The organism is Cytobacillus sp. BC1816 (assembly GCF_051353635.1).
Classification (GTDB): Bacteria; Bacillota; Bacilli; order Bacillales; family Cytobacillaceae; genus Cytobacillus; species Cytobacillus oceanisediminis_C.
The window spans coordinates 4,822,066-4,848,454 of the sequence record NZ_CP195611.1; the positions used below are offsets into that span (position 1 = coordinate 4,822,066).

Annotated in this window: 20 protein-coding genes; 2 read left to right on the forward strand and 18 right to left on the reverse strand. The window is 34.0% G+C overall.

Annotated features, from left to right (window positions below; genetic code table 11):
• Positions 1-2 precede the first annotated feature (2 nt).
• From ACR42H_RS24430 to ACR42H_RS24440, 3 genes are all read right to left on the reverse strand, one after another.
• Entirely contained in the window at positions 3-3,173 is a 3,171-nt protein-coding gene (locus ACR42H_RS24430; RefSeq protein WP_436373753.1) for a lantibiotic dehydratase, read from the reverse strand.
• A gap of 80 nt (positions 3,174-3,253) precedes the next feature.
• Positions 3,254-3,415: an FDLD family class I lanthipeptide gene (locus tag ACR42H_RS24435; protein WP_282173965.1), complete on the reverse strand. Its 162-nt coding sequence runs from the start codon at positions 3,413-3,415 to the stop codon at positions 3,254-3,256.
• A 154-nt stretch (positions 3,416-3,569) separates the two neighbouring features.
• A complete protein-coding gene (locus ACR42H_RS24440) occupies positions 3,570-4,790 on the reverse strand; it encodes an erythromycin esterase family protein (RefSeq protein WP_436373755.1) in 1,221 nt (406 codons plus the stop codon).
• Positions 4,791-5,049: 259 nt separating this feature from the next.
• Between ACR42H_RS24440 and ACR42H_RS24445 the strand changes: the two genes are divergently transcribed.
• The gene (locus tag ACR42H_RS24445) at positions 5,050-5,253 is read left to right on the forward strand and encodes a helix-turn-helix domain-containing protein (protein WP_436377067.1); all 204 of its coding nucleotides are present in this window, start codon (positions 5,050-5,052) and stop codon (positions 5,251-5,253) included.
• A 225-nt stretch (positions 5,254-5,478) separates the two neighbouring features.
• On the opposite strand, the gene ACR42H_RS24450 is transcribed toward ACR42H_RS24445, so the two are convergent.
• Positions 5,479-9,228, reverse strand: a complete 3,750-nt coding sequence (locus ACR42H_RS24450; protein ID WP_436373757.1) for an Ig-like domain-containing protein — start codon at positions 9,226-9,228, stop codon at positions 5,479-5,481.
• Between the two features lie 438 nt (positions 9,229-9,666).
• Here ACR42H_RS24450 and ACR42H_RS24455 point away from each other — a divergent pair, with 438 nt between their 5' ends.
• Positions 9,667-10,089 (forward strand): hypothetical protein, encoded by a 423-nt coding sequence (locus tag ACR42H_RS24455; protein ID WP_436373759.1) that lies wholly within the window; start codon positions 9,667-9,669, stop codon positions 10,087-10,089.
• Positions 10,090-10,394: 305 nt separating this feature from the next.
• Here ACR42H_RS24455 and ACR42H_RS24460 read toward each other — a convergent pair whose 3' ends face one another.
• The 14 genes from ACR42H_RS24460 to gmd form a co-directional block, all read right to left on the reverse strand.
• The gene (locus tag ACR42H_RS24460) at positions 10,395-11,120 is read right to left on the reverse strand and encodes a hypothetical protein (RefSeq protein WP_436373761.1); all 726 of its coding nucleotides are present in this window, start codon (positions 11,118-11,120) and stop codon (positions 10,395-10,397) included.
• Between the two features lie 613 nt (positions 11,121-11,733).
• Entirely contained in the window at positions 11,734-12,120 is a 387-nt protein-coding gene (gloA2, locus tag ACR42H_RS24465) for an SMU1112c/YaeR family gloxylase I-like metalloprotein (RefSeq protein ID WP_436373763.1), read from the reverse strand.
• Between the two features lie 48 nt (positions 12,121-12,168).
• Positions 12,169-13,908, reverse strand: a complete 1,740-nt coding sequence (locus ACR42H_RS24470) for a phospho-sugar mutase (RefSeq protein WP_436373764.1) — start codon at positions 13,906-13,908, stop codon at positions 12,169-12,171.
• A 59-nt stretch (positions 13,909-13,967) separates the two neighbouring features.
• Entirely contained in the window at positions 13,968-15,044 is a 1,077-nt protein-coding gene (locus ACR42H_RS24475) for a glycosyltransferase family protein (protein ID WP_436373766.1), read from the reverse strand.
• 38 nt (positions 15,045-15,082) lie between these two features.
• Positions 15,083-16,471, reverse strand: coding sequence for a sugar phosphate nucleotidyltransferase (locus ACR42H_RS24480; RefSeq protein WP_436373768.1), 1,389 nt, complete (start codon positions 16,469-16,471; stop codon positions 15,083-15,085).
• 5 nt (positions 16,472-16,476) lie between these two features.
• Positions 16,477-17,190 (reverse strand): cytidylyltransferase domain-containing protein, encoded by a 714-nt coding sequence (locus ACR42H_RS24485; RefSeq protein WP_436373770.1) that lies wholly within the window; start codon positions 17,188-17,190, stop codon positions 16,477-16,479.
• The gene (locus tag ACR42H_RS24490; RefSeq protein WP_436373772.1) at positions 17,183-17,860 is read right to left on the reverse strand and encodes an HAD family hydrolase; all 678 of its coding nucleotides are present in this window, start codon (positions 17,858-17,860) and stop codon (positions 17,183-17,185) included. Before ACR42H_RS24490 ends, ACR42H_RS24485 begins: the two co-directional genes overlap by 8 nt.
• A complete protein-coding gene (locus ACR42H_RS24495; RefSeq protein WP_436373774.1) occupies positions 17,857-19,449 on the reverse strand; it encodes an aldolase catalytic domain-containing protein in 1,593 nt (530 codons plus the stop codon). Before ACR42H_RS24495 ends, ACR42H_RS24490 begins: the two co-directional genes overlap by 4 nt.
• A complete protein-coding gene (locus ACR42H_RS24500) occupies positions 19,450-20,925 on the reverse strand; it encodes an O-antigen ligase family protein (protein WP_436373776.1) in 1,476 nt (491 codons plus the stop codon).
• On the reverse strand, positions 20,918-22,189 hold the full coding sequence (locus tag ACR42H_RS24505; protein WP_436373778.1) for a hypothetical protein: 1,272 nt from the start codon (positions 22,187-22,189) through the stop codon (positions 20,918-20,920). Before ACR42H_RS24505 ends, ACR42H_RS24500 begins: the two co-directional genes overlap by 8 nt.
• A 1-nt stretch (position 22,190) precedes the next feature.
• Positions 22,191-23,072, reverse strand: a complete 882-nt coding sequence (locus tag ACR42H_RS24510; RefSeq protein WP_436373780.1) for a glycosyltransferase family 2 protein — start codon at positions 23,070-23,072, stop codon at positions 22,191-22,193.
• Complete coding sequence (locus ACR42H_RS24515; protein ID WP_436373782.1) at positions 23,069-23,857, reverse strand: WecB/TagA/CpsF family glycosyltransferase; 789 nt, start codon at positions 23,855-23,857, stop codon at positions 23,069-23,071. Before ACR42H_RS24515 ends, ACR42H_RS24510 begins: the two co-directional genes overlap by 4 nt.
• A 9-nt stretch (positions 23,858-23,866) precedes the next feature.
• Positions 23,867-25,168 carry an oligosaccharide flippase family protein gene (locus tag ACR42H_RS24520; RefSeq protein ID WP_436373784.1) on the reverse strand — a complete coding sequence of 434 codons (1,302 nt, stop codon included), beginning with the start codon at positions 25,166-25,168 and terminating at the stop codon, positions 23,867-23,869.
• A gap of 131 nt (positions 25,169-25,299) precedes the next feature.
• Entirely contained in the window at positions 25,300-26,379 is a 1,080-nt protein-coding gene (gene gmd / locus ACR42H_RS24525; RefSeq protein ID WP_436373786.1) for a GDP-mannose 4,6-dehydratase, read from the reverse strand.
• Positions 26,380-26,389: the final 10 nt, after the last annotated feature.

Here is a 26,389-nt window from a genome sequence, read left to right on the forward strand (position 1 = left end):
TTTCAGTTTTCAACTAAGACTTTTTTCGGAATTTGCTTATTAATATGAGATATAGACTTAAGAGTCATATGCAGCAGCACTCTTACCTCATCTTCCATGTGACCTGCACCAAGAAATCTGTTACATGTCATATGTACAAGACTATCTATTAACATACCGCTCTGCTGTGTGTTCATCACATCATCGCTAATTAAATCCCTAACCAAACCAGCTAACTCATTTAAGACGCTCTTTCTATAACTAAAGAACGACAATAATTCATTGCCCATTTGCGTTTTTCTTAAATAGGACCAATCATCTTTTCTATTTAAAAGCTTCACTGCTTCCTGCTTAATAATTCTGTACTTCTCCATATAATCTTTTGTTTTGATTGAGTGAGAAATATTATGGAATATATCTTCATCTGTTAATCCAAATGAATCTAATAGATCCACAATATTAATCATGGACAGTATCTCTTTTTTGGTTAATAACGAATCTTCCGCATGATTGAGAAATGAAAGCATCCTGCCAGTAACGACACTGTCTCTCCAGAACACTTCTTCTACCTTATCTATTAATATACCCCCGCCATACCTCTCGATTTCCCTTTCATAAGGTTCAATTACATAGTGTTTTAAGTACCCCTTATGGATGGAATCCCTTATGAAGCTGTTAATAACAGGATAGACAGATTCAGTAAGGACTTGGGGTTTTCCAAACATTCGAAGCCTTATGTGAGGTTCAGGGTCAAAGTATCTAATATAAAACCATTTCTCAATGAGTTCCTGTTTCTCCAGTTCATTCATAAAGCCCAGGAGATGATCACGTATAAATTCTTCTTGAGCATTTAATGCTCCATAAAGTTTTACATAAAGACACTCTTCTCCGGGATAGATTGTTCTTTTCTCATTAAAGGAAGTTGCATCTTTGACGATATTTAGCTGGATACTGTTTGTTAGAGGAGCTTTCTTTCTGATTAATGGAAAAATGGCTTCCATGGTGTGCTTTCCATTAACACTTTCCACAATTCTATCCTGAAAGTCCCCAATAAACTCTTGGAGCTCAAATTGGCCTTTTTTCTTTGCTTCAGCCACAACTTCTTTTAATTGAATTTCGTTTGTTAAATCAACTAATAACCTAAGATCTGAAAATGTCAGATAAACGTATCTGGGCACATTCCAAATACTGATCCATTTCCTAATACTTTCTTCTATATTTAATCCTCTATATTCTTTATTAGAGTCTATTATTCCCTTGTGAAATCTCCAAGTTCGCGGATAAAGTATTACCTTCCCTCTTCTTATTCTCGGAAGGTAATTACTGAATTGGGACAGTTGCCAATTAAAAACACTCCAATCGGCGTAATGATTTTGTGTAATCTCAAGCAGGAAGCGGCAAAGTCTTGGAGCATTGCTGTAATTAAACATATTGCTGGTAATGAACCTAATTTCTTTTTTTAGCTTCTTTGAATAGATCACAATCCTATCCGGCTCTGCAACCAGGAACAAATCATGGAGATCCATACTTTTTCCTGTGCGCTCAATACTGCTCAGGTTTAATTCATATTTGGTTGGTGTGTATCCCTGCATTACATTTGCAGATTTACCAACAGGCGGAATATATACAATCTCTGTATATTCAATAGATGGATTTTGATTCATAACCTTGCGATGACTAGCCAGAAAATTCTCCAGCAAGTGTTTCTCTTGATATAGAAACCGTCCAAATGATTTACCTACACCTTGAGATCCAGCTTGAGGATTACACGAGATGATGTAATTTTCATCTTTTCCTTTAATCACCTCTGCGTATAAGTCGATCCCTTCAGGAACTTCTCCAGTAAATTCCTTGCTTATTAACTTGTCTACGATCTCATCAGTAAGATTAATTTCATGTTCCTTCTGCTGAATTGCCATGGTGATTAAATTATTTAATGTGATTTGTCTTGATGCATCCATAGCATGCATTATTTTGTTTAGATTATCTGCCTGGTTTATAATTTCATCATCGTAATCCGGGTAACCAATACCTGTTTCACTGCTAATGGCATCTAATAGTGATACTTGGTGAAACAAGCCATATCTTTCTATAAATTTGTTTTTATATTCTTCCATGCTATTATTTTTTACGCTTCGATTAAGTTTCCATAAACATTCAGCTGCATCGGATAAATCTTGCTTTATTTCTTTTGGCAAGGTGAAATCCTTTCCTTTAATAAATGAATCCAATTGCAGCGGATTCTGAATATCATGGACATTTTTCATCTGATTGCATATTTCAAAGTAATTTATGTTATGACTGTTATTATAGAGATCTATACTTCTCTTAACCTTTAGAACCTTTTCTATATATTCTTTATCTATTTCTTTTAATGAATCATTTTCATAAATGGAAGTTAGTTTGGAGGTAATATAATCCAAGGGATTGGTATTATTTACAGGGGGTTTCAGTTCTGAAATCAAAACCTCCTGATCGATTAATTGCTTTAAATATGTATGTATGATGGATATATCTACATCAGGATAGAAACAGGAGATTTTAAACCTTAAACTTTGGAAATCAATTGGATCATTGGTGTATTCTAACACCCTCTCCAGTACTTCTGTTGCAGACACTGAAATTTCTTTATCTTTTTGGCCTCCTAGGCCGTGGGAAACCATGAATCTTACATGAATTCTGCTTCCGACTTTATGCAGTGCCTGATTGTTTTTTACTTTAAGATGTTCAATAATACCGTCGCTTTTTTCTAATGTTCTCACGACATGTAATAACCATTCCATATCAGGCCGAATTATATTAGTGAATTGATTTTCTATCTTTATTGCCAATTCGCCTGCTTCGTCGAACCTGCCGGACGAAACACCTGAAAACATTCCAAAAGGTGTAGGTCTTGAACATCCCCTCAAAGCATACCTGATTAAACTGGAAATTACTTGCTTGCCTTTTTTACTGTTTTTATTTTGAAGTACCGAATCGAAACCATTTTGAAGCATTGAATAAAGATTTGGGCTTGAAACCGCAATTGCCTCAATAAGTTTTTTATCATTTTTAAGCGTTAGCAATAATTCATCTTCTCTTAAACTAGTAATATAGCTGAAATCATCAAGAGATTTAAAGGGTGTCCTTAATAGAAAATAATCTTCAGACTCAAAAACAGATTCTGTTCTATTACTGACTGCTTTTTCTTCCATGTTATCCTCCAGGGTTGATAGTATTTTATAGATAATCAGGAGTTGAATACAGTAACCTTCTGTATCCAACTCCCAATTAATTAGAAACAACCTCTACAAGTAATACGAGTGCAATAACGAATGCTCATTGCAATAGTTTGAGCACAAGGGATGGAAGTTGTAATAGTGTTTGGCTCTGCTGTTCCTCCAGGTGTGCCCACATTTACTTTTACATCCAAGTCAAATTGGTCTTTGTTATTCATCTGATTTACCCCCCTTCCATAATTTACAAAGTACTTTGTACGCTTCCAAATTTACTAGTCAAAGAAAAAACGGTCAATTAGTTATTCCAATATTCATATTTTATAGTTAATTTTACCCACAAAAAAACTTTCTGGTGTAGAAAGTTCAAAAGTGCTATTCTATTATTTCTTCTCTCTTTAAATATGCTGGCGGATTGACCTTACTGAAAAACATTATGGCATCATAGTGCTTTTGAGGAAATATCGCGATCGGCAGCTGTCCCATCATACCAGCCTCCAATAACCACCACCTCCTATTAACCCAATTTCTTTTGGGGAAATTCCGGTCACAAAGAGGTACAAAACGGTTATGCTTATAGGCTTCTAAGAGCAAATTTTCAAGATGCTTTTTCTTTGAAGTATCTATCGGGAAACTAACTCTCAGCAGTGATGAAAACTCACCTTCACCAGCATAAAAACCAATAGAATAAATTTGTTCACCATAATATTCCGACATTAGCTGTCCAACGTTAGTTATTCCAAACAGTCTTGAAGTAATGGTTTTGCTTTTCCGTATATGAAAGTTATGTGCCCAAACGATTATTTTTTCACCTTGGTAATATTCTTCTATTAGCCATTTGAGATTATTAAACATGTAAGTTCCTCTTTGAATACCTGAAGCAATAAAGCTTTTTAGATTGATCTGAAGCCATTTCATGCGATTCTCCATAGCATGCCGAACCAGGTTAAGAATTTTTTTAGCTTCTGTGTGACCATAATCACTCATTTTACGATTAAGGACTTCTAAGCTATCTTGATATATACCCAAACATTCTTGTATCTCTTGTTTCAGCTTCCTTGATATTTTGGCTTGCCCACGTATTTCCTCATCAATTTCAAAAAACATTTGTTCCGCATTAAATAATGATTGATATAGCTCTTCATCAATATTCGTCCTTATCCAGGATAGCAATTTATTAGAGACGGCGGGGTAAGTAGGCTGAATATCCATTCCGGCTATTTGGATATCTTTTGCCCAGGGTTCATTAAAAAGCGGAACCATTTCCTCATTATGAAAAATATCCAGCAGAGACTGCTGAATTTGCTCCTTTGGGGTCAAATTCCCTAAAAGCATTTTACAAAGTACTCCCTCAATCAAGCCGCTTTCCAGAACTACTACATTAAATCCATGCTTCTCATGTAAATATCTAATCATCTTAATTTTTTCTGTATAGTACTCTCCTATACCATGGCTGCTTTCTCCTAATAAAACTATCTTTTTATCCTTTATATAATTGTCTATACAAGAAAAATCATTAAAATCCCTTATTTCGCAGCTTATCCTATTTATTTGATCTATCCATTTAGCCCTTGTCTTTTTTGTAACTAAATTCATAAAAAGCACCTCATCTTAAATTCTGCTAAATATTTTTATATTTTCATTATATTACCAAATATACAGCAAATTTAATATTTCTAAAAACACTACTAAAGTTACAAGCTTTCGTAAACATATAATTGTTTGACAACATCCCCCTATTATCTGGTAATATATTACAAGGTTGAGAAAATTAGTAATATTTTATTTATTTAAAACTCACAAAACATTTCACTCATAAGAATAAAAAACTTTAATTATGAAAGTAGGGGTAGAAATGTGCAGTAATGTAGTTGGAAAGGAAATTCGAAGACTAAGGCGATCCAGGGGACTTACGCAGACGGAATTATGTAAAAATATATGTGATCAGTCTATGTTGAGTAAAATTGAAAAAGGAGAAACTTTTCCATCAGCAAACATTTTATATCAACTATCCCTTAGGTTAAATGTAAGTATGGAGTATTTCTTTATTAAACAGTAAAAAACTGCTGCCCGGTAAATGGTAACAATAAATAATTCCTGAAGATATGATTTAGGTGATTAAGTACACAACCCCATTTTTCAAAGCAAATTTTTTCAATCAAACATTTGATTGAAGTCTGATAAACGCAGTTGTTTCGGCATTTGTTGAGAAAGAATGATGATAAGAAAAAAGAGGAGACTAATAGATTGCTGGACAATCATTAATCCCCTCTATATATGTTCTTTAATTCATCAAATCTACCACTTGTTTTAATACCGAATCTCCAATGCCCCCACCAATCTGATGGACATCATTCGCATGCTTCCCTTTAATCACATTAACTTGTGAAGAATCCAGCTTATTAGATACCAATAAGACAGGTACATTGTATTTAGCTGCCAATGGCCCTGCTGCCAAAGCATCAACTAATTTGGATGTATCTGCATGAGCCACCATAATCGTTGGCATTTCTTCTTGTTTGTAGAAGGTTTGAATGACTTTTGCATTGGTCTCCTGGCGATTAACACCGCTTAACCGATTATCTACTACACTTTTTGCAGTGATGCTGTTCATCTCAGTTATGATAGCCGGGTAGATCACACCTTTACCTCCAATAAAGTAGGAGGTTTGAAGACCTTCACCCTTAAGCCATTGATACGTATTGGCTGGTACAGCTTTTTTCTCTGTTAAGATAATTGGCTGTTTGGTTTGACCGGATTGAGCTGCGATCGACAAGGCATCAGGTTCACCGTGGCCATAGGCCATATAAACCGTATGGACGTCGACTAATTTATCCAGCTCCTGTGCGATCTTAAGTGACGTTTCATATCTCGTTTTTCCGCCAATTCGTGATACCGAGTATCCTTGAGAAAAAAGGCTATCCTTTACTCCATCCGAAATGACACCTGATCCCCCAATAAGCACTATATTTTTTGCTTTAAGCCGCTTGATTTCTGCCATGGTCTCTTCAGGCAAGCTATTGGTTGCCGCTAAAAGTATCGGAGCATTCTTAGCAGAAGCCAATGGTGTAGCTGTTAATCCATCAGCGATTGCCCAGCCATTTACCAGAAAGACTGTCTCAGATGCAGACCAGCCCTTTTTTGAAATTTCAACTGAAGTGGTATAGCGGGTTTTTCCGACTAGTCTGCTAAGCTGCGTGTTCCCTTGGATGACTTTCACCTTTGTTGGACTGCTTGCATTTCCGGCTGTATCAAGTGCAATGATGACAAGCTCTGTTCCTGCATTTTGATGAGCAGGGATTTCAACAGCAAAGAAGCCATTCTCTCCTGCAGCTCCCTTTCCAATTTCAGATGTACCTATTCTGACAGAAATTGTCGAGCCAGGTTCTGCTGTCCCATATATTTTCAAGTTTCGATCAGATACCGCATTTACTGCTGGGGCATCTGGAGGAGTACCATCAGCGACGATGACCTTCGTAGGAGTACTCACATTCCCGGCTGTATCTTTTGCTGTTACTTCAACGATTGCACCTGCTTTTTGTTTTGTTATCGTGATTGAAAATTGACCTTCTGGATTGGACGTCCCTTTCCAGCTTGCCGTTCCACTTTTAACAGTTACTTCTGAGCCTTTTTCAGCAGTTCCTGTTACAGCAGTTGATTGGTCTGTTAACTTCTTTACTGCAGGAGCTGCCGGTGGCGTTTTATCTGCTACTGTTACTATAGCGGCATCACTGACATTTCCGGCATCATCTTTGGCAGTAACTTCAATTAGAGTTCCAGCTTGCTGTTTTGGAATAGAAACAGCGAATTGACCAACTGTATTTGCCTTTCCTGTCCAGCTATCCGGTCCGATTTTGACTGTTATGGCAGAATTCAGTTCGGCTATTCCGGTTACTGTTAAGTCCTGATCTGTTACTTTGTTTACTTGTGGCGCACCAGGTGCTGTGACATCTTCCACCGTCACTATTGCAGGTTCACTTACATTTCCAGACTGGTCCATAGCATAAACATTAATACTTGTTCCTGCTGTCTGCGGTGAAATAGATAGCTGAAAATCTCCTGCTTGGTTTGCTGTGTCTCTTCCAATTTCACTTCCTTCGGCGATAGCATAGACTGCAGCATTAGCTTCAGCTTTACCTGTGATAATCGAATCCGTGTCTCCAACCTGATTCACGACAGGACTGGACGGCGCTGTGATATCCTGCTCTCCCGAATTCATGTCCAGAATGGTATAAGTTATATCTGCCCCTTTTTCAGCAGGCTCTTCAAATCCTTCCTCCGAATTAAATGCTGTTACAACCGAACCGCCCCCACGGAGATTAACAGAATTGCCATTAAAGATCTTTTCATTTAACGAATCAAAGAATGGATCACCCTTAAATCCACGTAAGCCGTCACGCTCTTTTAATAGAAGGGCAATTCTAAAATTAGTCATTAGCTTTCCGAAAGTCATATTTGGATCAATATATTTCTTTGCAGCATTTTCAACAGCTGCATAGTCATTGTTTGGATCCTGAAGAATTTCTTTAAAAATGTTATCGCCTATCCCTGCTTGGATCTTTATATATTGCCCAAACAAATAAGACAAGGAATAGTTGGACAAAGTATCTCCATACCGATCCCAATAAAGCAATGAATGGCCGTTTTGGATGGCTGCCGATACATTGTAGTAATTCACTCTGTCTTCAAGACCGTAGCCTGTATAAATTTGTTCTGCCGCCATGGATAACGACTCATTTAACCAGGTGTCCATGCTTCCTCCACCCTCAATAAGGGCATTGCGATTAAAATTCACCATATGCTGGAACTCATGTGCCAGCGTTTCATATGAACTGGCCACATCTTTAACAGACCCCATTCCCATAGCCGGATAGGTATCAATATAAAAAATCTCTGACATATTTGAACCAGAGATATTATACAGATCTCCCGCCCAGAAATAACCTGCGACATACCCCCCGCTTCCAGAAAAGCCATCCTTGATATCATAGGTTAATATATTTATTTTTCCATCAGAATTAACATCTGACTCCGGCCCAAAATGATTAGTAACGGAGGAATGAATTTTACTATCAAACTCAATACCTAATTTTTCAGCATCTGAATCTGTGATTTCATTATTGTGAACCCAAACATTTGCCTTGGACCCGCTGTATGCCAGCCTGGCATTAATCTGTTCGTTAGCATTGGTGGTCAAATTGGATACCCAAAAATTCTTATAATCACCAACACCGTAAAGGCTGTTTATGGACTTTGTGCTTTTCTCTAACAGCCTCCCTTTATTGCTGGCACTATCAAAAGGCTTATCGTAATCAACTTTATAAGCACTCGGTTTTAAACTGCTGTCTTTTGTATATTTCATATCTTTCACATCAAATGTTCCAGAAGACTGCGCTGTCTCTGCATCAACGGATTCATTGCTTATGACCGCATATTGATCTGGCGGTAAAGATGGATTCACTGAAGCAAATGGGTTTTCAACCTTAAACAGCGTTACATCTGAGTAGTAAGTATCAGAGCTGCTTTGAGATGTACCTATTCTCATATAAAGATAACGCTGATCTTCAAAGGAACTTTTTAACAGATCTACTCCAAGAGTAGCTTCAGTAAACCATGCAACAGGGAAGTCACTGCCACCCACATAAGATAAGGAATTATTGGCTTCCTTATAGAACTCAATGGTAAGCAATCCGTCTTTCGGAGAAGACTGATTCGATCTGTATAGTAAATTGAGTTCCATATACTCTGAGTCATCGGGCGAAGTTGCTAGATTATTAAAATATGTATAATGATTAACCCCATAACTGTCTATCAAAACATCAATCAGTTCCCCATTATTTTTAAGCGGGTAATTAGATGGATCCTGATAATTGGCTTCTCCTTCAAGTGATAATCTAGGCTTGGAATCAACTGAAAAATCTGCTGATATGGTTTCTCCAGCCTGCTTACTCTTCTCATTCTTTCCTTGGGCCGACGCTGCTGCCGGGACGAGTAATAACTGTAAAACTAGAATGACGGATAATAGTTTCTTCAAGAATTTCTGCTCCTTTTATATGAGATAATTTACCTAATGATATTTTACTAGATTCAATCACAAGTTACACTAAAAATTGGAATATACCTTCCGCTTTTAATGTAGAAATCATAAACCATTTCATAGAAAGAGGATTATCGCCAGAAAATATAAAAAACCAGCTCAGTCCTAACAAAGCCAGTTTCATGTATGAAAGAATTATAATGATATCCTTAGTTTTTTACTGATCCGCATCTGAGTAAAAATCCCAAGATGGTCGTCAAAAAGGGATATAAAAATCCCAGCTGAGATCTATCATGAAACTATATAACTTTCTTAAATGATAGGGTGCTATATTCAGCACCGTCCAGCTAATAGGTTTTAAAAAAGGTCTAAAATAGAACCTTTTAAAAATACGAATCGTCTAATTACCAAGAAACAAGAATTGCGAGGAGAAAAATGATTAATTTGGCAGATGACTCAAAAGCAGAACCTCTAAATATTTTAGATCGTGAAGAAAAACTTAAGTGGTTAATGAAAGCCTCATCCCAGTCCGAAGGGTTTGGCAGCAAAAAATATAACTACATGCTCATTGATTACTCGGTGGAGAACACCTCTGAAGACGATCTTAGATTCTACGCTCCTATAGATAAGGTCATATTAAATACGGATGAAGAAAAAGTGGCCGCTGATATCGAGTTCAGGGATAAAAATAATGGAGGGGAATTTGACAGTAAGGAAAGGGATGAATCAAGAATTGGTTTTATAGTGGAACCGGAACCACTGAAAGTAAAAACGGTAAAAATAATAACTGGCAAAGTTACCGATAAAGAGAATAACACAATTGCAGAACCACAAGAAATTACGTTTGAATTAAAATAAAAGGTTGGAGAATGAAATATAAAAAAACGATACTTAGTGTTTCCCATCTTTCATGATGCTTTTTACTATGGTGATCTTCCCATCCTTAACGATCTCAATTTTGCAATAGCCCATTTAGACTCTTCCAATGAAAAGTCTAAGTGGCTATTATGGAAGAAACGAGTTTTTCTCTAACCGGCCTCTTTATATCTATATACATTCATTTAAATCACTCATATTAATTTAATTAAACGTTTGATTAAATGTAAGTTGCAATTTAAAAGCAAACTTTCTATATCAAAATATAAAGATTTTAGTTAATTATTTTACCAGCTAACCGTAATCCACCCATCCTCTTTTTGATCAATTGTGTACGCTTTATGTCTCGTAAATTCAACACTAACCTTTGCCCCTGTTTTTTTGACAAAATCTATATTTTCAGTCATGCCTTCATATACAAACCCCTCTCCTGTAAACACTTCTTTAAGCAATTCCGAATAGCCAGAAGAAGCAGAGGCATAGCCAGTACTGCTGGTATAGATCATTTCCGCATTTTTAAACATTGCATAAAGATCAGTGTCCTGCACAACGTATAGCTTTGAACCATATTTGGCTGCAACATTCATAATATGTTTTAATCTATTATTCTCACTAACATCAATGATTTCCACATAAACGAGATCGCCATATTTAATTGTTGCCACCTTTTCCTCTTCATTTTCCTTGGTTTCATCATTGGCATCTTTGTTTTTTTCTGTTATTCTTTCTTTGTTTTCACTCGATTTAACAACTTCTCCAGTCTCCTCCAATTTTTCCGTTGCTTCACTTCCTTTTGTTACTACCTTGTTTGCAGGAGGAATTTCTTTGGATTCCATAAATTTTTCTGTGTCACCATCTTTATACTCAGCGTACTTCTGTGATTGTGGAATTTCATTAGATACCAGCTCTTTCCCATTTGCATTCGTTTCTTTAGGTGCACCTCCATAATAAAATGCTCCCACAGCAGATAATGACACAGCAGTAAGGATTATTATTGGAATTTTCCCTTTCATCTCCACCACACCTCTCCCGTTGGATCTATATATTAGTTAGACGCTTAAAGGTGAAATATGTTTCAATATTTACCAATTTTATTTCATTTGCGTTACAAAGATTCATTGGTAAATTTTCTCTGTCAATACTCTTTTTTTCAAAACCAAGCTATTAAGACTAATCGAATAAAAATAAACAGGACAGAATTATTCTGTCCCTTACATTCACAATATATGAAACTGTAATATTAACAACTTAATCCAACCAAATAGTGAAATCCAACATATTCCCCCTATACAAGTACCCCAAAGCAAACCATGAACAAAGCTTTCTTCTTTATACATAGCACACCCCTTATTAGGATTCTCTTAAAGTGTTCCAACAATTATTTATAGGATATCTTACACTACATGCAAAGGGTGTCGTATAAAGTGAAATTAATTACTTCCAATTTGAAGAAAGTTCGACACTGGGCTCTTAGAAAAAAATGGTGCTTCCTAAACTCGGTGATTTGTGAAGGTGAAAGTGGTTAATGAAATCTAAAAAAGGAGAGAAAAGGAGAGAAAAGTAGATAATAAAGAAGAAGAAAATTATATTTCAACTCTTCTTCTTTATTAATATAGAATTGTTTTTTTATGACTCGTAAAGCTCAATAGGCAAACCATCTGGATCCGAAAAGAACATCAATTTCTTATCTGTGTATGGATCTATTCGCACTTGTTCAACATCTACCCCATTTGTAATAAGGTACTCTTTCCATTCTTCTATATCATCTACTTCAAAAGCTAAATGACGAAGTCCCGCTGCTTCAGGAAAGCTCGGCCGTTCTGGCGGATTCGGAAAAGAGAATAGCTCAATCTGGTAAAGCCCGTTTACTTCCAAGTCCAGTTTGTATGATTGCCTCTCCTCACGGTAGACTTCTCTTAAAACTTTCAACCCAAGAGTATCTATATAAAACTTCTTGGATCTTTCATAATTAGAACAAATAATAGCAATATGATGGATACGATTAAGTTTCACTTGAATTCTCCCAACACAAATAAAGCCTCCCTGCACAGGAGGCACCTCTTATTTAAGAATTTCTTCAATTCTATCCATGACAGCATTTTTTAACTCTTTGAGCTTCGTTTTGCTGTCTTCCAAGTTATCTGATACTACACTAAAATAAAACTTAGCTTTTGGCTCTGTACCTGATGGACGAAGGCAGAACCAGGATCCATCTGTAAGGTAATATTTAAGGACGTTTGATTTTGGCAGCTCAATCGGTCCTTCTTCCCCTTTCTGTACATTCGAATATGTACTGGAAGAGTAGTCTTCTATACGGTTAACCTCAATTCCATTAACTTCTCCCAATGGCTGTTTTCTAACTGCTTCCATTAGATGTGCAATCTTCTCAGCTCCGTCCTTACCTTTTAGAGTAATAGACTCCAAAGCCTCTTGATAATATCCGTATTTTTCGAAAACCTCTAAGAGCCCTTCATATAAAGTCATTCCCTTTGATTTATAATAAGCTGCTACTTCCGCTGCAAAAATTGCAGATTGAACAGCATCCTTATCACGAACAAAGTCACCAATCAAATAACCATAACTTTCTTCATATCCAAATAGGAAGGAATGCTGGCCAGTATTCTCAAAATCATTAATCTTTTCGCCAATGAATTTAAAACCTGTCAAAGTATCAAGAGTTGGAATACCATAGGCACCACCGATCATACGGCCAATTTCAGAGGTCACGATTGTTTTTATAACAACCCCATTTTCGGGAAGAAGTCCCTTCTCTTGTTTCTGAGAAAGTAAATAGTCAAGCATTAAGGCACCCATTTGATTACCTGATAACACTTCATATTGTCCTTCACTATTCTTCACTGCAACGCCAAGCCTGTCTGCATCCGGATCTGTTCCCAATAAAATATCGGCATCTATTTCTTTTCCATACTTGATTGCCAATTCAAACGCAGCATGCTCTTCCGGATTTGGAGATTTTACTGTAGAAAAGTTAGGATCAGGCAGTTCCTGCTCTTCTACAATCGTTACATTTTCAAAACCAAAAGCTTTTAACCCATCCCTAACCGGCTTATTCGCTGTACCATGAAGAGGAGAAAAGACAATTTTTAAATCTTTCGCCATCTTTGCAACTAGTTCAGGATTTAATTGAATCGTTTTTAGCTGATTCACATATGCCCGGTCAATGCTTTCACCGATATAAGTTAAAAGACCATTCTCCAACATTTCTTTTTCATTAGCTGCTTCAATGGTAAGCTCATTTTCAACAGCATTTACATACTTAATAATTTTATCCGCAGCTTCTGGCGGGATTTGACCGCCATCTTCACCATAGACCTTAAATCCATTGTACTCAGGAGGATTATGGCTGGCAGTAATTACAACCCCTGCATAGGCATTTAGATATCTTACAGCAAATGATAGTTCAGGAGTCGGCCTCAGTTCCTTAAATAAATGGGCTTTAATGCCATGCTTCCCTGCTGTTTTTGCCACTTCCAGGGCAAATTCAGGAGATTTATGACGGGAATCATATGCAATAACGATTCCTTTTTGCTTAGCTTCTTCTCCCTGCTCTGCGATATACTGAGCAAGCCCTTCGGAAGCTCGGCGAATCGTATAGGTATTCATCCTATTAGTACCAGGCCCAATCTCTCCGCGCATTCCGCCTGTTCCGAACTCTAGGTGTTTATAAAAGCAATCTTCCAGTAGCTTTTCTGTGTCTAATAAATTATGTAACTGGCTCTTTAACTCTCTTTCTAGATTTTCAAATGTAAGCCAGTTGTTCGCTGATTCTTTCCAACTCATTTTCCCTTGACCCCTTTTTTAGTGATATAAAAAGGTATTTGATTACTTTTATGAGAAAATCAAATAAACTGTAGAATATCTTGTACAATCTTCTTTACTTCATTTTCATTTTGAAAAATTCTCGGTTTAATATTCATTACACTATCTAGAAAACCTTCCTCAAGTCTAAGGCATTTGAATTCGTTCCAGTCTATCACTTTACAGAGGTTATATTTCTTTAAATATGCAATCGTATTTTGATCCTCTTGCATTAATTCCCTATCTATGATTAGAAGGGGAACCTTTGAAGAAACTGCTTCACTAGCTGTCCCCCATCCTGCCTTTGTAATCACAAGATCACATGCCGCTATATAATTTTGGGATTCTAAATACCATGGAGGTATCTGGATAATATTTTGCCGATTTATATTAATATTTGAAGAAACAACAAACATACAATCTTGATTATCCCAAAGAGGAAGCTGTTCAAGAAATTGGAGATTCATTTTCATCCCTATTCCTACAAAAACAATATATTTATCGTTAAAGGGATTAATCTCTTTCTTAATTCTCCAGACTTCATTAGTATTTATATCTCTAGAATAAAAGTTACGCTCTATATTTTGTTCTCTTCCCCATTCCGGCTCTTTACTTGCTGCCAACGAAATAAAACAATTCATGGCCTTATATGCCACTTCAAAAACCTTTAAATCCTCTTTCTCTATAAAGTTTTCATATGCTGTGTACCATGTAAAGTTAGATAATCCAATAGATGGTATATCTAGGTTCTTAGCAGCTTCAAAAGCGATGGGAGAAATATCAGAAATAACAAGGTCTACTTCATTGCTCTTCAAAAAATTTTCTTCTGTGCTAATTCTATTGTCCCAGTTTGAAACAAATTGCATGTATTCTTTATTAATTCTTTGTTCATCAGGCAGAATAGAGTCCTTTTTTAAAAGGTATCCAATGTCTGTTCTAATTTCCCTATAGGCAACTTTATTTTGAGCTAGAGACTCTCTCAAGAATGATAATGCAAAAGAGTGACAAACTATTACTCTTATATTCAATGACAGTTTTAGTAATTCTCTAATAATGGCAATACTTCTGGACGCATGCCCATAACCATAATCAGAAATATAATAGGCAATTGTTTTCATAATACATCACAAAAAAAGGAGAAGAAAACCTCTTCTCCTTACAAAATAACTTTTGCTTTCGATTTATTAAAATGCTCAAGAACATCTTCCCATTGGAAGTATAACCGAGTAAAGTCCTCATCACTAATCCCAATCCCAGTTTGAACTTCAACAAACTCCAAATCAGACAAAGCTTTAATACCATGTTTCTTTCCTGCAGGTAAATGGATAATATCCCCCGCTTTTACACGGGTAATATAATCATCAAGAGCCAGTTCCCCTTCACCTCTAACAATTGTCCAAACTTCATCTCGGAGATTATGATAATGATAGCTTGAGTTTTTACCCTCATGAATACAAATTCTCTTCGTTACCATTTCCTGCCCATCATTATATTTTGCATAATCAAGTACTCTGGACCAACCCCATAGTCTTTCTTCGTACATTGGAGGATGGTCAAATCCACTAATCAAGTCTTTAATCTTTGGACTGGAAGCCTTATCTGCTACTAGAATACCATCCGGACTAGCAGCCACAACAACATCTTTAACACCCAACACAGTAACTGGAATATCAAGCTCATTAATCAAGTGAGAATTATTAGAATCCTCACTAAGCACACCTTTTCCAATTTGAGCTGAAGCCATTTCTTCAGTAAGCGTATTCCAAGTACCAAGATCTTTCCAATACCCTTCATATGGCAAAGCAACAATATAATTTGCCTTTTCCACCACTTCATAGTCAAAGCTAATCTTTGGTAACTCTTTATACTGAAGGGATAACTCTTCATAATCCAAGGGCAAATTTTTCTCTTTTAGAATATTAATTAGATATTTTAACTTGAAAGCAAAAACTCCACAATTCCAAAGTGCGTTCATATTAATTAAGCCCTTAGCTTTTTCCTCGCTTGGCTTCTCGGTAAATCGGTCAACTGTAAATGGTTCAATCTTATCTACATTTCCTTTAGGAACAATGTATCCATACTTGGATGACGGATATGTAGGCTTTACGCCCATTAATGCCAAATCAGCTGCAGAATTTAATAAAACATTCTCTAATTCCTTAACTCTTTCGAAGAAATCATCTTCCACATAAGGATCTACCGGCAATACAGCTACTACTTCATTCTCGTCAGCATGCTGGACAGAATATAAATAAGATGCTGCTAATGCGATAGCTGGAAAAGTATCTCTTCTTTCCGGCTCGATAATAAGTGGAACATCAGTACCAATCTGGCTATGAATCATATCACGCTGCATTTTTGATGTGGCAATAACTGAAAAACCTTCTAAACCAACTGACCTTAATTGCCCCCAAACACGTTGAACCATTGATTGCTTCTCTGATAGATTACCCTCTAGTACCTTCAGAAATTGTTTTGAACGAGTATCATTTGATAGCGGCCATAGCCTCTTTCCCGATCCTCCAGACAATAATACTAAATTCACGAGACTCACTCCCTGATCAGCTGTTCCTTCATAGTTCTGTCCCATTGAGTCTCAGCCAGTTTAAAATCATGTTCCCAATCAATATCTCTTGAACTATTTTCATCAGTTTCAAATAAATAGGGTTTTATACCAATTCTATCAGAGTATCTTTTATATATTTCTATGTTTGCAATAAAGATAGCACTATTGATTTCATATAATTCAGGTAATGTTTGTGTAGGCGGCCACTTTTCTACGGATCTATCATAATTTATAGAACTGCCTTTTGAATCCCATAGATATTTTTGAATTTTTGTTACACTCATAAGTGAATCAAACTCATCCTTATGCTTAATATATTTTTCTATAGCATTTTCATAAAATCCTTCATCAATAAATGGACTTGTCACATGCGTCCATAATATATCTGATTCTTCTTTAACAACATTTGTAACGTAGGTTATGACATCATCAGTGGATGTGGTAGAAGAGGCTAGATGGGCCGGCCTTTCAATTATTTCAAATTCTTTTAATGATTTGGATAATTGTTCATAGCAAATATTTTTAACCTTTTCATCGTCAGTAGAAACTATAATTTTATTTATACTTGGTGTGTTAATTAGTTGATTAATCTTAATTTTGGTTAATCCACCATCAATCCCACAAAATGGTCTAGTATTTTTATTAATTACCCTTTGACTTCCTTTTCTACAGGGAAGAAAAGCTGTAATTTTAGACATCTATTGGTACCTCCTTCAGTAACAACTCTTCCAAATTATTAACCACAAAAATCGCATTCTGCTGTGACTTTTCCTTTAATTCTATACTTTGTTCACTAAATTGCCCCATATAAATAAAATCAATTTTATTTAGGAACGCTGCTTCAAAATCTTTATATGAGTCTCCAATTAATACAAAGTTTTTACCACTACTATACTTATTTTTGATATTTTTAATAATAACTTCCTTACTTGTTGGGGATCCATAAATTTTATTAAAATACTTCTTTATTCCTTTAGATTCAAATGCTTCATTTAATTCTTTTTCATCGCTACCCGAGGCTATAAAGGTATCTTTTCTTTCCTTTGCTAATTTTTTAAGTAATGCTAAAGTACCGGGTGTCAATTCTACTTCTTTATATAATTCTCTACTTAAATGGCTGTATTGTTGTAAAAATGAGTTATAAAGTTCTTCATTAAAGTTCTCATTTAAAATATTAGTAATGAAATATTCAAATTTTTTATACCTTGATATTCCACCATTATTTTTATGATATTCAATGAATTTTGTCACTAACTCTACTGGGTAATCACTTATAACATCTATAAATGCATCGGATTTTTTCTTATTTGAATCAACTAAGACCCCATCACAATCAAAAATAACGATATCATAACCTGTTAAAATCACAACATCAGACCTATAATTTTATTATCCATATTTCCTAGAACCCCATATATTGAAAATCTTTCTATGTTATATAAAGAAGGAGTCAAGGTTTTAAGTTCTAATTTTTTATTCTTATCGTTAAAGTTGTTAATAATCAACTGATTTTCCTTTGAAAGATAGCTTTCTTTAGGAGTTAAACCCTTATAGCCGTCGAATCCAGCAAGATAAATAGTAGAAATCCCTAGTTTCTTTGCTGCGCTTATTGCCATTGCTAAAGGAGCATCCTCATCCACTTCATTAGACGGATCTTTTAAATATGGGAGAATATTAATTTTAAAGGAATTATTCAAATCCTCTTCGGATTTAATAGAATTTAAAGTTTTTTCTGTTAAAACATAACCCAGAAAACTTGAATTATGAACATCAATGGTGTTAATTTTATTCCTTTCATCCCCAGGTAAACAAACTAGCTGCTTTAAGTCACTGTCAGTAAACATTGTACAATTTTTAATCGTAGAATTAATAATCAGTGAATTAGTTTTCAAAGCAAATTCCTTAATATTCTCAAAATGATTAGAAAGCTCTTTACCTCCGCCTACAATAATTGCAGAGTCATACACATCTTTTCCAGGGCTTTCATCCAATGTTTTATTATTTTCATTTATATTATTTACGCTATTTTCTTCTTCTATTGATTCAATAATTGAAAGAGTAGAATACCTTTGCTTTGACATGAGTGTCATAACTTTATTTTGTGGTAGACCTCCCATCCCTGCAATAATATATGGTAGGGAAGCACCCCATTGATATTTTTCTTTTAGTTCATTAAATCTTTCAACTAATGTTACTAAATTATCAAATAATATTTCACTTCCATATTGATTTGATTTATATATAGATATTAATTCAGTCTTAAGATTCCCTGCTCCTCTCCCCATTCCACTAATAGTCGAATCAACTATTACTGCTCCTGAATTAATTGCTTCAATAGAATTGGAGAATGCTAGTTCCATATTATCGTGACCATGAAAACCGAACTGCAAATTACTATTAGTATATTTTAATATACTAAACTTTTCAGCAATATCAGTTGGGTAACAAGAACCATAAGAATCAACTAAATATAAATAATCTACTTCAGTTATTCCATCAGAATTAATAATATCTTGTAACTCTTTATCATTAAGTTTAGAGAGATACATAACATTTAAAGCTACATCAAACCCCATAGACTTTGCTTTCTTTGCCAACTCTAAAGTATGGTTAATATTTTCAGGCGATGAAGCAAATCTTATCATATTAACTATTTCTTTACAGGTTGATAGGAGTGTCTGTAACTCATCAGTAGTTCTTATATCCTTTGAGTTTATCATTATTGCAATTTCTTGTTCAGGTTTGAGTTTTTCTCTAACTTTTTTTATAGTGCTAATTGGTAAGTAAAAATATTCACCAAAGTAACTCTTCTTACTCGGACTTCTATAGCCTATCTCTACAATGTCAATTGGTAGTTCTGAAATTGTTTTTAAATAAAGTTCAACTAATTCCTGATTGAAATCCCAATCTGTATAATAACCGCCGTCTCTAAGTGTACAATCAAGTATTTTAAACATTTATGATACACTCCTCTTTTCTATAGATATTTTATTGAATATAAAGAATAAACTTATTAATATCCAAAACAATATTTTAAGATTCAAACTTACGAATAAACTTTCGGTAATTCCACTACCAACAAAACTAACTATTGAACTAAATATACATATTATTGTTAGACTTTCAGCGCAGTTGTTTCCAAAAACTATTTTAAAGGTCTTTATGCAAACCCAGATTAATAAAAAAAATGTCAATAACAAAGAAATTAATCCATAGGTATACAAAATATGGAAAAACATATTATGGGGTGCAACATTATCAAATATAAGGAAAGATGTTAGATTTTGAGGTAAAAAATCAGTTCCACTCCCAAAAAGTAAATTCTCCTTACTAACCTTAATAGTTATATCCCATAGTACAAATCGATCAGACATTTCTTTAATATTACTTATATCTAAATTAAAAATTCTTAAGTTTAGAATTTCAGGATTGTAAAATATATATAAAGTAAATAATGGGATAATAATAAAAGCAACGCCTGTTACTTTAATTGCTATACCCAATATTTTTGATTGCTTATTATAAATAAAAAATACTAGAAGATAAGCAAAGATAAGGGTTAATAATCCACCTCTTGAAAAGGTTAGATACACACTTAAAGTTTGTATAAACAGGATCAAAGAATAGAAAAATATGTTTCTCCAATTTTTTTTGAAAAATATAATTGTCAATGGTGCAATACTTCCGACATATGCCGCAAAAATATTATGCGAAAAAAAAGAACCATGAGCCCTAAACTCCTGTGTGCCCGGAACATAAGCTCGAATGTGTTGTATTTCTGCAGTGTTCACGTATAGTTGCATAGTATTTAAAAACCCAAGATATTTATAATTAGTTATTAAACCAGACAAAAGCATCCCAGAAGAATAATACTGTATAATTCCAATTAACGAGACTAAAGTACTGGATAATACCAGTATTTTTATTGTGATTAAAAAGTTTTTATGGGTTTTTATAGTTATAAATAAATATAAAACTATTGCAGTTGGAAGAATTACCGTTTGAACAGCTTGTACAAAGCCTTGAATTAAACTTGTTTCCTGACTAAATACAATTCCAACAGATGACAAAACCATGTAATTCAAAACTATATAAATCAAAACTTTCGAATCATTATCGGATAATTCTATTCTTTCTGAAATAAGAGACCATACTATCAATGTAGCTATCAGTAAAAGATATATATGATGTATACCTATACCTAAAATACCTACATTATTTTCAAAAGCAATCAATACAAGAAACCCTTGAAGAGTAATTAAATACACATTAACTTTGGTGTATAATAGCAATACAAAAATTGCAAAGAAAGCTACCATTAGTAATAACAATATATTTATTCTATTGATTGATGATGTAACACCGATAAGGATAGCAGCTAAAGAAACAATTAAAACATGTGGGGATCTCCTTATTAATAAATTCTCAATCATTTTTAATTCTTCTTTCCTGTAAAACTTCTATAAAAGAGTCTTCCAATGAAAAATATTCCTTTCCAACCATTTCACCTGCACTTATTATTTCTTCGAGATATTTAACATGTCTTCTATAATAATCAGTGTATATACGATCCCTAAAAAAAGATGGATGAGATTTGTAAACTGTCTCCATTAAATCATTAAACTGAGAAGCACTACTGTGTTTCCAAAAAGACTTTTCATTTTTCTCTCTTCCATCTGAGCCAATAATATTTATTTTTTTAAAAAGGGCTGAGGCTATAGGTAACATTAATAAGGTCAGAATATTAGATGATGACTTCACAGTAAAATTACTTTCTGTAGGAAATGTCACCTTATTTGCATTTGTTGGTACTCCAATAATATATTTACTAATTGCCGGCATGTTCCTTTCAACTAATTCAGCAGAATGTTCAGGAACAATACAATATGCTTCATACTTGATTACAGCTTCCGTAAGATGTTTTCTAAACTCATATGAATACTTTGATACACCAAAGTGCAATACAGGGTCTGCGAAAACAATAACGTTTGGTCTTATATGCTCAAGAAGTTTTTTGTTCTTCACAATACTGTTACATACAATAGTAAAGCTATCTTCAAAATTATGGTTAGTAGCCTTCTCTAGTGAGGGTCCACTTCCAAAGACAGTTCCGTCTTTATATTGAGATGCAATTCCTTGTAAGTTTTTAAACTTTTCAATATAATTTTTATAATTATTTTCTTTATGGGTTCTTGACATACATTTATAATTCAATTCTCTATAAAAAGAGCTTTCAGTATGGGAATAGAAGGTAGGATCTACTATTGCAACTTTACTTAAGTACTTTATAATATTTGGATCCTTTAAAGCACTTTTATCCCAAATTAATATTAACTTACTACTTTCCAAATTCTCTTCTATATTGTTATCTATAATATTTATAGTATCAACAATGTCTTGTCTCATGAAACTATGATAATTTTCAGGTAAGCTATTTACCAATTCCTTGAAATCGATGCTTTCAGTGCGAATTTCAGAAAATATATTTACTTTTAGGTTTGAGTGATTAGGTAAGTACCAAGTAACCCTATTCATAATATCTGCCAGCGTTTTTAGGTCTTCTACTTTAGGATAAAAAAGAAGATCAGTTATATCTTCTTTTATTTTAGATAATTTTTTTGGTATCTTTAATAATTTATTAAAAGTGTGTAGGAATAAAATTTGTGGTATGTTTCTTCTTTTTTCTGCAACATTCATTTTAAATGCCTCCTTTCATTTTCCTCTTGGTTAATATATGTGATCCAACAATCCTAAAAAAATCAGCGATTATAAAACTAGGAAGTAACATTGGTGGACAATTTAATTTCGCAAATAATAATCGACTTTTAAAGTGCTGAGGTGATCTCCTATTAAATAGTTTATATTTTATGGTGTTATTCTCTATGAACTCCTTTGTTGTTTCATTTGGTATTGTATATACCTTGCTTTTAAAATCAACCAGCAATTTATATCCTGCTCTTTTAGCTCTTAAACTAAAATCGGAGTCTGAAAAATATTGAGGAAGTGATTCAAAGTTAAATAAACCAATTTCATTTATTAATTTAGCTGGGAATAATAAACCTCTCCCGATTAAATAATCACTCTCCAATATTCCAATATGCTTTTTCTCATTAAATAAAGTGCCTGGTTTGTAATGCATTTTATATTTAGCTGATTTCCAACTTAACTTCTTGCATCCTCCAAAAAAAATCTTTGGCTCATTTTCCTCAGTTAAAGATACAGCACAAACCAATGACTTTGGATTATTTTCAATAGCAGCAACCAAGTTTTCTAAAAAATCCTGATTGATTTTCACATCATTATTTAGAGTTAAAAAATAATCAATGTCATTAATCTTATTAATAGCGAATTCTATTGCCTTGTTTGTACCACCTGTCCACCATAAATGTCCGTTCCCTTTAACTAAATGAACTTCAGGATACCTTTTTGAAACTTGTTCATATGTGCCATCAGATGATTTATCATCACATATTACAATTTCAAAATTACTATATGTTTGCCTATATAGGTTTTGCAAACATATCAATGTATCATTGATTCTATTAAATACTGGGATAACAATAACTACCTTTTTATTCAATTTTTATCACCATTTTTGAGTTTTAAAATTTCATAACAAAATAACTTCAAGAAAAATTTTGAATTAGTAACCAAATACCTTTTAAATAACCTTCTAGGCTCTTGTAATAGTCTAAATGCCCACTCTAAACCCAATCTCTGAATTATAAGAGGAGCTCGTTTTATATTTTGTGCATGGTAATCAAATGCAGCTCCAACACCGACTAATATACCTCTTTTAAGATTCGGCCTAAATTCACTCATCCAATTCTCTTGTTTAGGTGCCCCCAATCCAACCCATATGAAATCAGGTGATTTGGAATTAATGGTATCAATAATCTCTTCTCTTTCAGATTCAGTTAATGGTCTATAAGGTGGAGAGAAGGAACCTACAATATTAAGGTTTTTATATTTATTCTCCAAGTTATTTATCATATCTTTAAGTGTTTGTTCAGAAGATCCATAAAAATAATGCCTTGAATTCTTAAACCTTTCATCCTTGAAAATTTTCAACATCAAATCAGGGCCAGTTAATCTTTCAATATCCCTTTTTCCTCGGAATTTCTTAGATATATAAACTAATGGCATACCATCAGTAATACTCATAAAAGATTTATTGTTAATTTCTTTATAACCATCTTCTTCAGATGCCATAATAGTAGTATGAACATTTGACACACAGATATAAGAAGCTTCGTCAACTGCCATTTTATTTCCTATTTCATTTAAAAAGCTATCAATTGATCCTACGGTAATTTTCACACCAAAAAAATAAACATTTTCTACCATATATTTATCAATCTCCAAATTCCAAAATTACAATAATAAAAATAGACTTATTAGTAAAACAATCAACCCGATTTTAATGATAGGATATTTATAGCCAACATCATATTTTTTTGATGCGAAAAATATTAATAATACTAATAAACCTTTAGAAATCATTGTTGCTATAGCAACACCATAAAACCCGATTGTTTTTATAAAAATTAAATTTAAGATTATATTTATTACTGCTGAAGATATAGTAATTGATGATATCAACTTTGACTTTTTGTAAATAAATAATGGGGTAGCTAGATACATATATACCGAGTGGAAAATCAAGCTAACTAATAAATATTTTACAAAAGTATAATCTGCATCGTATGATGCGCTACTGATTAAGTCAATTAATGGATCAATCAGTAATTTCAAAAGAATTGAAATTATGCCCACAAACACAATGCTCCCAAAGACCACTTTATTCATCATTTTTTTGGGTAGGTGGTTTTTTGAATAATATTCTTTATAAATCTTCGGACTTATTGCTTGGTTTAAGGAGGTAATTACAATCATTAAAATAGACACTAGCTGTGAACCTAAAGAATATATTCCTAGGTTATATAGGCTATCATAACGCTCGATAATTATTCGATCACTGACCGAGAAAATAGACCACGCTAGCATATGAAATATAAACGGAACTGAAAAAGTAATATGTTCTAAATTCTCTCCAATTTTCAAAGTGAATTTACGAAACAGTTTTAACTGCTTTTGCATATATATTACTAGTAAAATTCCAGCAACTAAATTAGAAAAAACTATAGCCTTAACTATTCCGAGAGCACCTTCATCCTTAACTACCAAATAAAAGATATTTAGGACTAGATAAGCGATAGAGTAAAATACATTATAAAATAGAAAGTAGGTAGGTTGCTCTTTCACCCTCATTACAATAAAAGGTATGATTTGGAAACTGTTAAAAAATGTAAAAATAACAAGTAAATAGTAATATGGATCATAAGGAATGTTCTTAAACATGATAGGTCCAAGAAAATCTTGAAGACTAAAAAAAATTAATGTCAATATTGCTGCATATATTAAAAGAAATAAAAATATCTCTTTTAAAAAACGATTTTGTTCTTGTTCTTTCTCAAAACCATAATAAATTCTAACTGTAGATGATTGAAATCCTAAACCATAAAAAATAATTAAAAGGCTGTTATAAGCTGTCACAGTAGTTACTATGGCATATTCATCGGGAGCTAAATATATTGTATAAAGTGGTAGGAGCATGAATACTAGAAATTTTGGTATCATTGCTCCTACAGTATAAAGGATAGTATTTTTTATCATAATTTCTCACTGTATCTAGAAAGTAAAGTCTTTATGGTAACATTTAAATCTAGCCTTTTGCAAAAAAGTTTAAAGTTTTGGCACTCCATTAAAATTCCTCCATAAAACCCCAAATCTAGATACTTTTCAAATTAATCAAACATCCTTTTAGCTAATACTTCCTTCTCAACCTTTTTAAAATCTGCTTCTACCATGATTTTAACTAGCTCTGAAAAAGATGTTTTTGTAGGATTCCAATTTAACAGCGTTCTTGCTTTAGTAGGGTCTCCCAGTAATTGGTCTACTTCTGCAGGGCGAAAGAATTTCGGATCAACTTCAACAATTACATCCCCAGTTGCTTTGTTTACACCTTTTTCTTCAATTCCTTTACCCACCCATTCAAGTTCAATACCAACATGCTTAAAAGCTAATTCTACAAACTCACGCACAGAATGCATTTCCCCAGTTGCAATAACAAAGTCTTCAGGTTTGTCATGTTGCAGTATTAACCACATACACTCCACATAATCTTTTGCATAACCCCAGTCACGTAAAGACTCTAAGTTACCTAGTACAAGTGTTTTTTGCTTTCCCTGAGCAATGCGTGAGGCCGCTAGCGTAATTTTACGGGTAACAAATGTTTCTCCACGTCTTTCTGATTCGTGGTTAAACAGAATACCATTTACTGCAAACATTTTATAGGATTCACGATAATTTTTAGTAATCCAATATCCATAAATCTTAGCAACTCCATATGGAGATCGCGGATAAAATGGGGTTGTTTCCTTTTGCGGAACTTCTTGAACTTTACCAAACAACTCGGATGTTGATGCTTGGTAGACTCTAGTTTTTTCCGTTAATCCTACGATACGTACTGCTTCAAGAATATTTAAAGTACCTTTCGCATCTACATCAAGGGTATATCCTGGCATATCAAATGAAACACGCACGTGAGACTGTGCTGCTAAATTATATACTTCATCTGGCTGAATTTCCCCGATGATTCGAGTGACATTCAATGCATCTGTAACGTCTCCATAATGAAGATGAAAATGATCATTATTATATAGTGCATTTGCTTCTTCTTCGGATAGTACATCTTCTAAACGTTCTTGGTTATAAGAAGAGCTTCTGCGGATCATGCCATGAACTTCATAACCCTTTTCCAGTAAGAATTCTGCTAAATATGATCCATCTTGTCCTGTGACGCCTGTAATTAATGCTTTTTTCATTTTATCCTCC